Below are 12,607 nucleotides of genomic sequence, written 5' to 3'. Positions count from 1 at the left end.
AAGTATCCGAGCTCAGCATCGCCGCATGACGAGTGCGAAATCGGAGTACCAGCTGACCTCGGGCGGTGACCTGGGGCTGGAGCAGCTGATCTGCCTGTCCGAGCTGCTCGACGACGACTCCACCCGGGTGCTCGGGGAGATCGTCCAGCCCGGGTGGCGGTGTCTGGACGTGGGATCGGGGCTGGGGACCGTCGCGAACTGGCTCACCGAGCGCACCGGCGACGTCGTCGCCGTTGAGCTGCACCCCGATCACATCCGATCGCGGCCGGGCCTGGAGGTGCGCCGCCACGACATCCGGGACGGCGCGCCCGGCGGGCCCTTCGACCTCATCCACGCGCGGATGGTGCTCCTGCACCTGACCGAGCGGGAGGAGGTCCTGCGGCAGCTCATCGATGCCCTGAAACCCGGCGGGTGGCTGGTGCTCAGCGAGTTCGTCGGGCCGCCGCTGGAGGTCGTCGCCGAGACCGAGCCCGGCGATGGCGAGCTGTTCAACGAGGTCGTGGGCGTGTGCTGCCACCGGATCGGGGCCGCCGGTGGGATCTCCTACACGTGGGCCGAGGAGGTCGACTCCCAGCTCGTGGCGGCCGGGCTCTCCGAGGTGCGCAGCCGCCGGTTCGGGCAGACCTTCACCGGTGGTGACGCAGGCGGCCGGTTGTTCCGGTGCTACATCGACCAGATGGAAACCCGGCTGCTCGCCGAGGGAGTCACGGAAGCGGAACTCACGAGGTTCCGGGACGTGGTGCTCGATCCCCGGTTCCGCGCGTGGATGTTCACCAACGTCGTGTCGATGGGGCGCTTGTTGCCTGAGGGCGGTTTTGGTCCGAATTGACCTGGCAAAACGGACATTGATCATGGACGATTCGGACCAAAACCGCCCGCTGCCGAGCCTCAGGACAGCAGCTTGCGGATGAACTTGTTGCCGAAGCCGTACTGGATCAGGCCGTCGACGTTGCGGATCGTCTTGTCGGTGTAGGGGTACCAGACGCTCTCGTTGTTCGACTTCCCGCGAGTGAGCAGGATCGGCTGCGCGTGGGTGAAACCGCGCAGCGAGTCCAGGCCGTTGACCTGCCCGACACCGCTGTCCTTGCGGCCGCCGAAGGGCGCTTCCGGGACGCCGTAGATGACCGCGGCGTCGTTGTGCACGACCGAACCGGTCTTGAGCTGCCCGCCGATGCGCTCGGCCTTCGCCGCGTCCTTGGTGAACACGCTTCCGCCCAGGCCGTACTGGCAGTCGTTGGCGCGCTGGATCGCTTCGGCCTCGTCGCGAACCCGCATCACCGTGGCGACCGGACCGAAGGTCTCCTCGGTCATCAGCTCCATCTCGTGGGTGGCGTTGACGACCACCGTGGGCTGGAAGAACAGGCCTTCGCCGTCCGCGCGCGACCCGCCGACCAGCACCTCGGCGCCCTTGGCCTTCGCGTCCTCCAGGTGGCTGCTGACCACGTCCATCTGGCCGTCGAAGAACAGCGGGCCCACGTCGCCGTCCGCGGAGCCGTAGCGCAGCTTCGAGACCTTCTCCTTCAGCAGCCGGACGAACTCGTCGGCCACCGACTCCACGACGTAGATCCGCTCGACGCTCAAGCACACCTGGCCGGAGTTGAACATCGACAGGTAAGCGGCTCCTGAAGCGGCGCGCTCCAGGTCGGCGTCGTCGCAGACGATCATCGCGTCCTTGCCGCCGAGCTCCAGGGTGTAGGGCGTGAGCTTCTTCGCGCAGGCCGAGGCGATCGCGCGGCCGGTCTTGACGCTGCCGGTGAAGGAGATCTTGTCGACCGCCCCGTCCACCAGCGCCGCACCGGTCTCGCCGTCGCCGTGCACGCACTGCAGCACGTCGGTCGGCACGCCCGCTTCGTGCAGCACCTTCACCGCGAGCTCGCCGGAGCGCGGGGTGACCTCGGAAGGCTTGAGCACCACCGAGTTCCCCGCCAGCAGCGCTTGCACGACGGGGTTCAGCGACAGCACGAACGGCGCGTTCCACGGCGTGATCACGCCGACGACGCCCAGCGGCTGGTACTTGATGCGCAGCTTCTTCATCGGCAGCAGGTAGCCGTGCAGCCTGCGCTTCTCGTCGCGCAGCGACTTCGGTGCGCGCTTGCACCAGAAGTTGACGAAGTCGCAGGCCGGGACGACCTCGATCGTCAGCGCTTCGGGGCGGGGCTTGCCGGTCTCGGCGCGAACCTGCTCGACGATCTCGTCGCGCCGCCGCACCAGCACGTCGACCGCGTTGCGCAGGATCCGGGCGCGCTCGGCGATGGGCCGCGCCGCCCACTCGTCCTGGGCCTTGCGGGCGCGTTCGATCGCTGCGTCGACCTCGGCCTTGGTGCTGACCTCCAGGTCACCGACGTGACGGCGGTCCACCGGATTGCTGAGGGAGAGACGCCGCCGCCCGTCTTCCGCGGCCGGCTGCGACTTCACGATTGCCATGCGCGAATCCTTCTACTCGTAGCTGACTTGCCAGTGCTTGATGCCGTTGATGAAGCTGGATCGCAGCCGTTCGGGTTCGGCGACCTGCCGCAGGTTCGGCAGCACGTCGGCGATGGCGTTGAAGATCAGGTCCAGCTGCAGCCTGGCGAGGTTCGCGCCGACGCAGTAGTGCGCTCCGGTCCCGCCGAAACCCAAGTGCGGGTTGGGGTCTCGCAATACGTCGAAGCGGAACGGGTCGGTGAAGACGTCCTCGTCGAAGTTCGCCGAGCTGTAGAACAGGCCGATCCGCTCGCCCTCGCGGATGAGCTGGCCGCTGATCTCGACGTCCTCGGTGGCGGTGCGCTGGAACGAGGTGACCGGGGTGGCCCAGCGGACGATCTCGTCGGGAGCCGTCGCGGGACGCCGCTCCCGGTAGATCTCCCACTGGTCGGGGTTGTCCACGAAGGCCTTCATGCCGTGCGTCGTGGCGTTGCGGGTGGTCTCGTTGCCCGCGACCGCCAGCAGGATCACGAAGAACCCGAACTCGTCGGAGCTCAGCGACTGACCGTCGACGTCGGCGGCGACGAGCTTGGACACGATGTCGTCCATCGGGCAGGCGCGCTTCTCCTCGGCCATCGTCATCGCGTAGCCGAGCACTTCGGCGGCCGCGGCGACCGGGTCGCCGAATTCCGGGTCGTCGAAGTTGAGCATCTGGTTGGACCAGTCGAAGAGGTTCTTGCGGTCGTCCTGCGGCACGCCGAGCAGCTCGGCGATGGCCTGAAGCGGCAGCTCGCAGGCGACCTGTTCGACGAAGTCGCCCCCGCCCTCCTCGCGCGCCTTGGTCACGATGTCCTGGGCGCGTTCGGTCAGCGCGGCGCGCAGGCTCTCCACCGCGCGCGGGGTGAACCCCTTGTTGATGATCGAGCGGATTTTGGTGTGCTTGGGCGGGTCCATGTTGACCAGCATCGTGCGGATCGCCTCGAACGCCTCCGGCGTGGTGTAGCCGGGGAAGCGGATGATCGCGCCGTTGGCCTCGGAGGAGTAGAGCTTCGCGTCGCGGGAGATCTCGCGGATGTCGGCGTGCCTGGTGACGACCCAGAACCCGCCGTCGTCGTAGGGAGCGTCCATGCCGTCGGTCTGCGCGTTCCACCACACGGGCGCTGTCCTGCGCAGTGAGTTGAACTCGTCGACCGGGGTCCGCTGGGCCCACAGCCCAGGATCGGAGAAGTCGAGTCCGGCCGGGATCGTCGGGTCAGGCACCGTTGCCTCCTCGCGGATCGCGGGGTTGATCACGTTCGGCTTGCCGAAGCGCGTCATACAGACATACCGTAGATGTATGATTGTCAGGAGGCAATGGGCAGCGTCGCAGGTCCGCTCGGCCATACTCGAGTCATGAAACGTCCGGCGTGGAACGGTGCGCCGCCGCGTGACGGCGAGGAGGCCAAGGCCCGCATCATCGATGCGGCGATGCGGTGCATCGACCGGCACGGTCCGGGCAAGACGAGCCTCTCGGACGTCGCGGGCGAGCTGGGGGTCATCCGCCAGACCGTCTACCGCTACTTCCCGAGCACCGAGGAGCTGTTCATCGCGGTCGGGTACGCCGCGCTCAACAGCTTCCTGGAACGGCTCGTCGCGCAGCTCGTCGGCCGCCGCGAGCCCGCGGACGTCATCGTCGAAGCCATGGCCTACTCCATCGAGCAGGTCCCCAAGGACCCCTACCTCGGGCTCTTCCTCGACCTGGGTCGGCCGGACGCCTTCTCGCGCGGCGCCACCTCCGTGCGCGCCTTCGAGGCCTGCCGGATCGCCTTCTCGCGCACCGAGGTCGACTGGGACGAGCTGGGGCTCTCCGGCCAGGAGTTCACCGAACTGCTCGAATTCCTGCTGCGCGTGCTGCTGTCGTTCGTCAACGACCCGCTGCCCGGCCGCAGCGGTGACGATCTCCGCGCGTTCCTGCGCCGCTGGCTCACCCCCGCGATCCAGCCCTCCGTGCCGACCACGTAGGCGCCCGCGTGCGGAGGCGGATCCGCCGTTTTCGCTGCTTGGCTTGCTCGGACCGCCTACCTGGTCTTACGTTGCGGGCACGCCGAGGGGACGGGGCCTGCCATGGACCACAACGAGAGCGAACCCTGGGCGGTGCGGGCGGGTGCGCAGAAGATCCTCACCGCCGAGGACATGAGGGACTACGCGATCTTCGCCTTGGATGCGGAGGGGTATGTCGCCAGTTGGAACCCGGGGGCCGCCCGGCTCGGCGGCTACGACTCCCCCGAGGTCATCGGACGCCACTTCTCGCTGTTCTACCCGCCCGAGCAGGTCGCCGTGGGCTACCCGGACTGGGAGCTGCAGGAGGCGGCCGACAACGGGTTCTTCATAGACCGGGGCTGGCGAGTCCGGAAGGACAGCAGCCGGTACTGGGCGCACGTGGTGATCGCCGCGCAGCGCACTCCTGACGGTGAGCTCGACGGGTTCATCAAGGTGGTGCGCAACGAGAGCGAGACCGCCGCCCGCGTCGAGCGGGCCAAGCGCAGGATGGCCGACCTGTTCGAGCTGGCGCCGTCGGCCATCGCGCTGCTCGACGACGACGGGCGGTTCCTCGACGTCAACGGGGCTCTCTGCGACCTGCTCGGATACCGGGTCGGCGAGCTGGTGGGGCGCCGCGACGTCGACGTGCTGGCCCCCGGTGACACGGGAGGCGGGCTGGTCGCCGGGAGCACCCGCTCGACCGGTGAGCTGCTCGTCCCGCACCGGGTGCTCGCGCGCTCCGACGGTTCGCCGGTGCCCTGCCAGGTGCACAGCGCGGCGTCGGTGAGCGACGACGGCGACCGCAGCTGGATGATCACCGTCCACGACATCACCGAGCAGCTCGCCCGCGCCGTGACGCTGCGCCACCAAGCGACCCACGACGAGCTGACCGGGTTGCTCAACCGGCGCGGTTTCCGGGATCGGCTCACCGAGCTGCTGCCGGTGACCGAGCCCGGGAGCCTCGCGGTGCTGTTCTGCGACCTGCACAACTTCAAGCGGGTCAACGACGCCCTCGGGCACGAGGCGGGTGACGAACTGCTGTCCGCGGTCGCGCGGCGGCTGCTCGAAGAGCTCCCGTCGCGCTGCCAAGCCGCTCGCTTCTACGGCGACGAGTTCGTGATCCTCTGCGAGGGCGTCGAGGACGATCAGGACCTCGAATCGCTCACCCAGCAGGTCTCCGGGCTGTTCCGGATGACCGTTCCGCTGCGGCGCAGGCGGGTCCACGTCTCGGCGGCGGTCGGCGTCAAGGCGGTCGAGGACAAGGACACCGATGTCGTGGACCTGCTGCGCTCCGCCGAGTCGGCGATGCTCGCCGCCCGCGTGCGCGGCCAGGTCCACTCCGGGACGGACCCCGACCAGCTGGTGGTCGAGCAGCATCTGCACGACACCCTCGCCCGCGGTGAGATCGAGCTGAACTACCAGCCGGTCGTCGACAACGAGGGGCATGTCGTGATCGCCGAGGCGCTGCTGCGCTGGAACCACCCCGACGTCGGCCCGCTCACGCCTGACGTGGTCCTCGAAATCGCGTCGCGCGGTGATGTGCTCGCCGAGCTCGACACCTGCGTGCTGCGCACCGCGCTGCGAGAGGCGGTGTCCTGGCGGCGTCCCGACGGCGGGAGGGTGAAGGTCTCGGTGAACTTGACCGGCCTGCGGCCAGAAGTGCCGGGTTTCGCCGACTCCGTGCGCGCGGTGATCCGCGAAACCGGGGCCGAGCCGGGCGATCTGGTCCTGGAGATGGTGGAAACCGTGTTCGCGCGGCTCGAACCCCAGCAGCTGCAGGAGATGAACGAGCTGGTCGCCGACGGAGTGCAGTTCGCGGTCGACGACTTCGGCACCGGCTACTCGTCGCTGGCGTTGCTCAAGGACCTGCCCGCCCAGATCATCAAGCTGGACCGGATGTTCGTCTCCGGTGTCGGTACCGACCCCGATGACCTCGGCATCGCCCGCGTCATGACCGAGCTCAGCCGCACGCTGGGTCGGATGTGCATCGCTGAAGGCGTGGAGACGGCGACGCAGCACCAGCTGCTGCGCGCCGTGTCGGTGGACGCCTACCAGGGCTTCTACTTCTCGAGGCCGATCCCGCCGGAGGAGTTCCGCGCCTACCTCGCGGGCCGGTGAGCAATCGCTGAAAGGCCCCGACATGACACACGGCGTCGGTGCCAGGCATCCCCATGCCGGCACCGACGCCGTGCCCACCCCCCTCTGAGTGGTCTGGGGCGACCTCGCGGTCCGCGCGAAGTGTCTGTCCGGAAGCTTTCTTCCTGAACGTCTTCTTCGTAGGAAGATATATCTAGGGAAGAGTCATCGCAAGCTCACGTGATGCCTCTGCGATGCAGCTCACCCGGTGTGCGGGGGCGATCGCCGGATGCGCCAGGGGCTTTGTCCCGTGGTGGGCGGGGGAGGCGCTGCGCATCCTGGCTCTCGTGGAACGGTGGCAGGCTCGGGTTCTCGGCGGTGCGGTGCTGCTCGCGGCCTTCGCGGGCGGGTGCACCATCAACATCGTGCCGCCCAGCGCTCCGCAGGCACCGCCGCAGGCGTCCCCCGCGGAGCCTCCCCGGAGTCCGCAGCCGTCGCAGGTGCGCTCCACGCACGACTGCGAAGACCTGCAGCGATCCGGGATGGACTTCAACGAGGTCGTCCAGTACTGGTACGGGCTCGGGTCGCCCTCGGACATGGACGACGACTCCGACGGCATCCCGTGCGAAACGGTCTACGGCGAGAAGAACGCTCCGGCCGCCACCCCGGGCGGCACGCACGACTGCGCGACCTTGCAAGCCCGCGGCATGTCGTTCACCGACGTCACCGGCTACTGGTACTCGCTCGGGTCGCCCTCGGACATGGACGACGACTCCGACGGCATCCCCTGCGAAACCATCTACGGCGAGCGCTAGGCCAGAACCGGGCCGCGGAAGCGAAATGCGACGGCCGCACCGCATGGTGGATCTTGGTCGGAACGCGTTCCCGCCAACGGAGGCACGCCTCCACCTCGGGAAATGTGACTGTTGACGCACGGGTGCACCGCGCGAACCTACGGCTGCGTAACCTGCTCAAATGGCTGAAATCGTCTATCCGCCCGTCATCTTGGCGGCGAAGGCCATGTTCCGCGTGCTGGACAACCGGCTACGTGTGACAGGCACAGAGCACATCCCGCGCACCGGAGGCGCGGTGATCGCCTGCAACCACGTCAGCTACCTCGACTTCATCTTCTGCGGTCTCGGCGCCGACCCCGCCAAGCGGCTGGTGCGCTTCATGGCCAAGAAGGAGGTCTTCGACAACAAGATCGCCGGGCCGCTGATGCGCGGGATGCACCACATCCCGGTGGACCGGACGTCGGGACGCGAGTCCTACGACGAGGCCGTGCGGCGGCTGCGCGCGGGCGAGGTCGTCGGAGTGTTCCCCGAGGCGACCATCAGCCGATCCTTCACCGTCAAGCCCATCAAGTCCGGTGCGGTCCGGATGGCGGCGGAGGCCGGAGTGCCCGTCGTGCCGATGGCGCTGTGGGGCACGCACCGGTTGTGGACGAAGGGCAAGCCGCGCACGCTGACCAAGCGGCACCTGCCGATCCACATCCACGCCGGCGAGCCGTTCTGGCCCACGCAGCAGGACGATCCGGACGTGCTCACCGAGGACCTCCGTGCTCGCATGTCGGCGATCCTGGACGACCTGCAGGCCGGGTACCCCGAGAAACCCGCAGGCGAGGACGAGCGCTGGTGGCTCCCCGCCCACCTCGACGGCACCGCGCCCACTCCGGAAGAAGCGGCGATCCTCGACAGCCGCCCCAAGGGCGAGTAGTTCCGACGAACACCCCGGGACACCGCAGGATTCGGATGAGTGCTGCGGTTCTCGGACCGGTCAGCCCTTGTCGGGTTCCGAGATCTTCAGCAGGGCGTTGAGGCGCTGCAGGACGTCCAGCTGAGCGGGGTTGTAGAGCTCCACGACCGCGTGGAGCATGACCGCGTTGGCGGGGACGTCGCTCTTCGCGAGGTCCTCCAGGGCGGGAACGGCTTCGAACTGGCTGCGCACCAGGGGTGCGTAGGCCTCGGCGAGCCGCTGCCGCGTCTCCTCGTCGGCGTCGGCGGGCAGCTCCTCGAACTCCCGCTGCGCCTCGGACTTCTCGTCCTCGGTCGACTCGCGCAGCAGCGCCTGCGCGTTGTCGTCGAAGACCTGCGAGTAGAGCATCATCCAGGTGCGATCCATCTCCGACATCCCCGACACGTCCCCGTCGTATCCCTGCGGGAGGTCCGGGCGGCTGCGGTGCTCCAGGATCAGCTTGATCTCGTCGCGCATCTGCTGCTGCCGCTCGATGCTCGACTTCAGCTCGGAGTCCAGCGCGCGCAGCGTCTCCTCCGCGGTCTCCTCGGAGGACTCGATCGCCGGGATGTCCGACAGCGCCACCCCCAGATCGGTGAGCCTGCGGATCCGCAGCAGCCGGATCAGGTGCTTGATGCGGTAGCGCTTGTAGCCGTTCGCCGCCCGATCGGGCTCCTCCAGGAGTCCGATCTGGTGGTAGTGGCGAACGGTCTTCAGCGTCGTCCCGGCCAGATCCGCCAGCTCACGCGTGCTCCAACTCATCACGCACCAGTGCACACCGTGCCCCTGGGGCACGGTCAAGCGGCTTGACCATGCCCCCACGGCATGGGCTCGAATTCTTCAGTCCTTGGTGGTGAAGAGATGGGGAACGATGAAGCGAAGGCGTGCAGCGGTCGTGGCCGCGCTGCTCGGACTGGCGAGCTCGGTGGTGGTCGCGCCCACCGCGACGGCGCAGCGGCCGGGGCCGGCGTGGGGTCCGTGCCCGGCGGACGTGAAGGCCGAGACGGTGGTGTTGGAGTGCGCCACGATTCCCGTGCCGCTGAACTACGGCGATCCCGGCGGCGAGCAGATCGAGCTCATGATCTCGCGGCTGGCCGGCAAGAACCCGGCCAAGCGCCGGGGAGTGCTGATGCTCAACCCCGGCGGCCCGGGCGGATCCGGTCTCGCGTTCCCGGGCTTCCTGGCCTCGCGCGGCATGCCCGCGAGCGTCCTCGACAGCTACGACGTGATCGGCATGGACACCAGGGGCATCGGGCATTCATCGCCGGTGAGCTGCGGGTTCACCCCTGATCAGGACTACCTCGGCAACATCCCGCCCTACGCGGTCGATGACGCGGCGGTCGCCGAGCAGGCCGAGACCGCGAAGCAGGTCGCCGAGCAGTGCGCCGCGCACGACGGGGACGGGCGGATGCGACACCTCTCGACCGCGAACATGGCCCGCGACCTTGACAGCATCCGGGCGGCGCTGGGCGAGGAGAAGACGAACTACCTCGGCTACTCCTACGGTTCGGCGCTCGGCGCGGCCTACGCGTCGATGTTCCCCGAGCGATCCGACCGCATCGTGGTCGACAGCAACCTGTCCGACACCCACCTCGATCGCGACGCGCTGCGGCGGTACGCGCTCGGTTTCGAGGAGACCTTCCCGGACTTCGCGAAGTGGGTGGCCGCGCGGCACGACGCCTACGGCCTGGGGCGCACGCCGGAAGAGGTGCGCGAGACGTACTTCCGGACCGCTGAACGCCTCGACGCGGCTCCGGTGAACGGCATCGACGGGCGCGTGTTCCGGCTGGCCACGTTCGTCGGCCTGTACGCGGAGGCGTCCTACGGATCGACCGCGCAGACCTGGCAATCGGTGCAGGGGGAGGGGAAGGCACCGCAGCCCGCTGCCGCCCCCGACGTGCCCCCGACCGACAACCAGTTCTCCGTGTTCCTCGGCGTGACCTGCAACGACGTGGACTGGCCCTCGGACCTGGGCACCTACCGGCGCGACGTCGCCGAAGACCGCGAGCGCTACCCGATGTACGGCGCCGCGAGCGCGAACATCTTCCCGTGCGCGTTCTGGGGAGACCCGGCGGAGCCGCCGGTCGCCATCGACGACCAGGGGCCGGCGAACGTCCTGGTGCTGCAGAACCGCCGCGACCCGGTGACCCCGCACCGCAACGCCGAAATCCTCGATGAGAAGTTCGGCGACCGGTCCCGCCTGGTCAGCGTCGAAGGCAGCGGCCACGGCGTCTACCTGCTGGGCGACAACGCCTGCGCCCTCAACACCACGACCGACTTCCTGGTCGACGGGCGGCTGCCCGAGCAGGACACCACCTGCCGGTGACGGCTCAGCGGTGGCGGTTCCCGCCGGAACCGCCACCGCTGAAGTGCGTTCACCAGGTCACGGGCAGGGAGGTGACGCCGCCGGTGATGGTCGGGCGGACCTCCAGCTCGTCCATGTCCTTGCTCAGGCGGAGCCCGGGGAGGCGCTTGGCGAGCGTGTTGAACACGATCCGCAGCTCGGTGCGCGCGAGGCTGGCGCCGATGCAGAAGTGCGCGCCGTGCCCGAAGCCCAGGTGCGTGCGCTCCTCGCGGTCAGGATCGAAGGATTCCGCGTCGGTGTAGGCGGTTTCGTCGCGGTTGGCCGAGTTGACCGACAGGATGACGGCTTCGCCGCGCCGGATCGTCACGTCCGCGATCTCGACGTCGGTGTGCGCGTAGCGCAGCAGCCCGAGATCACCCGGCGCGCCCAGCCGCATGATCTCCTCGACCGTGCGGTTGACCCGGCCGTCGGGGTCCTCGGTCAGCGCCTTCCAGCGCTCGGGCTGGGCGAGCAGGAACAGCACGCCGAGGCCGATCCGGTTGACGGTCGTCTCGTGACCGGCGAACAGCAGCCCGACGCACAGCCGGATCATCTCGTCGTAGTCGTAATCCGCGTCCTCGTCCTGAGCGCGCACGAGATCCGAGAGCACGTCCTCGCCCAGGTCATCGCGCTTGATGTCGGTCAGCCCGACCATGTAGCGGTTGAACTCCTCGCGCGCCTGCAGCGGGTCGTCGTCGGCGGACAGCGTCGCCATCCGCTCGGAGAGCGAGTGGAAGTGCTCGTGGTCGCTCTCCGGCACGCCGAGCAGCTGGCAGATGACCGCGACCGGGAGCGGGAAGGCCAGGCTGGAGTGCAGGTCGGCGGTGCCGCCCGCGTCGTGCGCGGTGATCAGCTGGTCGATGTAGCCGTCCACCAGCGTCTGCACGTGGTCGGTGAGCATCCGCATCCGCTTGGCCGAGAACGCGGGCGTCAGCAGGCGACGCATCCGCGCGTGGTCGGCTTCCTCGGTCTCGTAGTTGCCCGTCGGGCCGTTCTGCACCGCGGCCGTCGACACGCGCGAGGCCTGCTCCGGCTCGGGGTGGGAACGGCCGAACCGCTTGTCGCCCAGCAGTGTCCGGACTTCCTCGAACCGCGTGACCAACCATGCGGGGTCACCTGCCGGGGTGGTGACCGGCGCGACCGGTGCCTCCCGGCGCAGCACCTCGTACAGCGGGGCGAGGTCGAGCACGTTCGGCCTTTCGAAGGGCAGCTGCGGTCGCTCGGCGACAGAACTCATAGCTCTCCTCGGGAGACTTAATTGGCAGTCACTGACAAGAATGTTGGCCGGATTACGATGTGTCAACACGGATCCCGGCACAGCTGAGGGAGGTCTCAATGGTTGAACGGCCCCGCCGCGGCCGACCACCGGCCAGCGACGAGCAGCGCCAGCAGCAGCGCCTCGACATCTCCCGTCAGGCCGTGCGGCTCTTCCGCGCGCACGGTGTCGCCGGGACCTCCGGCGAGCAGATCGCCCGCGCGTCCGGGATCTCCGAGCGCACCCTGTGGCGCTGGTTCCGCAGCAAGGAGAGCTGCGTGGAGCCGCTGCTGTCGAAGTCCATCGACGCCTTCCAGTCGGTGCTGCGCACCTGGCCGCCGGAGCTCGAACTCGCCGAGCACCTGCGCGCCGCCTACACGCCGGTGCTCGACGCGGGCGACGACATCGAAGCCGTCCTCGCGGTCATCCGCATGACCCACGACGAGCCCGCGCTGCGCGCGCTCTACCTGGTGCTGCGCGAACGCGCCGAGCCCGCGTTCGCGGAGGTGCTCGCCGAGCGCATGGGCATGCCCGCCGACACCCTCGAAGTTCGCATGCAAGCTGCGGCGACGAGCGCGGTCCTGCGCGAGGCCACCGACCACCTGGTGGCCAGGGCAACGCCCGATGGCGTTCCTGCCGAAGCCCTCCAGGAACACCGGGAGAACGTCGCGGACGCGCTGCGCCGACTCACCCGCCACCCGGCGACGCCGTCGGTCTGAGAGCCTGTTCCTGAACTTGATCTTGGGTGGTGGGTGGGTGCGGGCATGAGAAGGGAC

General features: G+C 68.9%; 11 protein-coding genes. 7 read left to right on the top strand and 4 right to left on the bottom strand.

The genetic code is table 11. From position 1 onward, the window contains the following. Positions 1-25: 25 nt before the first annotated feature. Positions 26-829, top strand: coding sequence for a class I SAM-dependent methyltransferase (locus tag ACYVF3_RS24665; protein WP_461156641.1), 804 nt, complete (start codon positions 26-28; stop codon positions 827-829). A gap of 59 nt (positions 830-888) precedes the next feature. Here the strand turns inward: ACYVF3_RS24665 and ACYVF3_RS24660 are convergent, their stop codons facing one another. Both ACYVF3_RS24660 and ACYVF3_RS24655 read right to left on the bottom strand, forming a co-directional pair. Next, a complete protein-coding gene (locus ACYVF3_RS24660) occupies positions 889-2,424 on the bottom strand; it encodes an aldehyde dehydrogenase family protein (RefSeq protein ID WP_461156640.1) in 1,536 nt (511 codons plus the stop codon). 12 nt (positions 2,425-2,436) lie between these two features. Then, positions 2,437-3,663: a cytochrome P450 gene (locus tag ACYVF3_RS24655; protein WP_461156720.1), complete on the bottom strand. Its 1,227-nt coding sequence runs from the start codon at positions 3,661-3,663 to the stop codon at positions 2,437-2,439. Positions 3,664-3,795: 132 nt separating this feature from the next. On the opposite strand from ACYVF3_RS24655, the gene ACYVF3_RS24650 reads away from it, so the two are divergent. The 4 genes from ACYVF3_RS24650 to ACYVF3_RS24635 all read left to right on the top strand — a co-directional run bounded on the left by ACYVF3_RS24650 (position 3,796) and on the right by ACYVF3_RS24635 (position 8,214). Continuing rightward, the gene (locus tag ACYVF3_RS24650) at positions 3,796-4,404 is read left to right on the top strand and encodes a TetR/AcrR family transcriptional regulator (protein WP_461156639.1); all 609 of its coding nucleotides are present in this window, start codon (positions 3,796-3,798) and stop codon (positions 4,402-4,404) included. A gap of 102 nt (positions 4,405-4,506) precedes the next feature. Further along, positions 4,507-6,540 carry a putative bifunctional diguanylate cyclase/phosphodiesterase gene (locus tag ACYVF3_RS24645; protein ID WP_461156638.1) on the top strand — a complete coding sequence of 678 codons (2,034 nt, stop codon included), beginning with the start codon at positions 4,507-4,509 and terminating at the stop codon, positions 6,538-6,540. Positions 6,541-6,845: 305 nt separating this feature from the next. Then, positions 6,846-7,313: a hypothetical protein gene (locus tag ACYVF3_RS24640; RefSeq protein ID WP_461156637.1), complete on the top strand. Its 468-nt coding sequence runs from the start codon at positions 6,846-6,848 to the stop codon at positions 7,311-7,313. A 160-nt stretch (positions 7,314-7,473) separates the two neighbouring features. Beyond that, positions 7,474-8,214, top strand: a complete 741-nt coding sequence (locus ACYVF3_RS24635; protein ID WP_461156636.1) for a lysophospholipid acyltransferase family protein — start codon at positions 7,474-7,476, stop codon at positions 8,212-8,214. Between the two features lie 60 nt (positions 8,215-8,274). Here ACYVF3_RS24635 and ACYVF3_RS24630 read toward each other — a convergent pair whose 3' ends face one another. After that, positions 8,275-8,994: a helix-turn-helix domain-containing protein gene (locus tag ACYVF3_RS24630; RefSeq protein ID WP_461156635.1), complete on the bottom strand. Its 720-nt coding sequence runs from the start codon at positions 8,992-8,994 to the stop codon at positions 8,275-8,277. Between the two features lie 109 nt (positions 8,995-9,103). Here ACYVF3_RS24630 and ACYVF3_RS24625 point away from each other — a divergent pair, with 109 nt between their 5' ends. Further along, the gene (locus tag ACYVF3_RS24625) at positions 9,104-10,558 is read left to right on the top strand and encodes an alpha/beta hydrolase (RefSeq protein ID WP_461156634.1); all 1,455 of its coding nucleotides are present in this window, start codon (positions 9,104-9,106) and stop codon (positions 10,556-10,558) included. Positions 10,559-10,607: 49 nt separating this feature from the next. On the opposite strand, the gene ACYVF3_RS24620 is transcribed toward ACYVF3_RS24625, so the two are convergent. Further along, positions 10,608-11,813 (bottom strand): cytochrome P450, encoded by a 1,206-nt coding sequence (locus tag ACYVF3_RS24620; RefSeq protein ID WP_461156633.1) that lies wholly within the window; start codon positions 11,811-11,813, stop codon positions 10,608-10,610. A gap of 98 nt (positions 11,814-11,911) precedes the next feature. Here ACYVF3_RS24620 and ACYVF3_RS24615 point away from each other — a divergent pair, with 98 nt between their 5' ends. Then, positions 11,912-12,550: a TetR/AcrR family transcriptional regulator gene (locus ACYVF3_RS24615; protein ID WP_461156632.1), complete on the top strand. Its 639-nt coding sequence runs from the start codon at positions 11,912-11,914 to the stop codon at positions 12,548-12,550. Positions 12,551-12,607: the final 57 nt, after the last annotated feature.

The sequence above is a fragment of the Saccharopolyspora tripterygii genome (assembly GCF_054778355.1).
The sequence above is the reverse complement of the archived record's forward strand: the minus strand, read 5'-3'. Positions and strand labels throughout refer to the sequence as shown.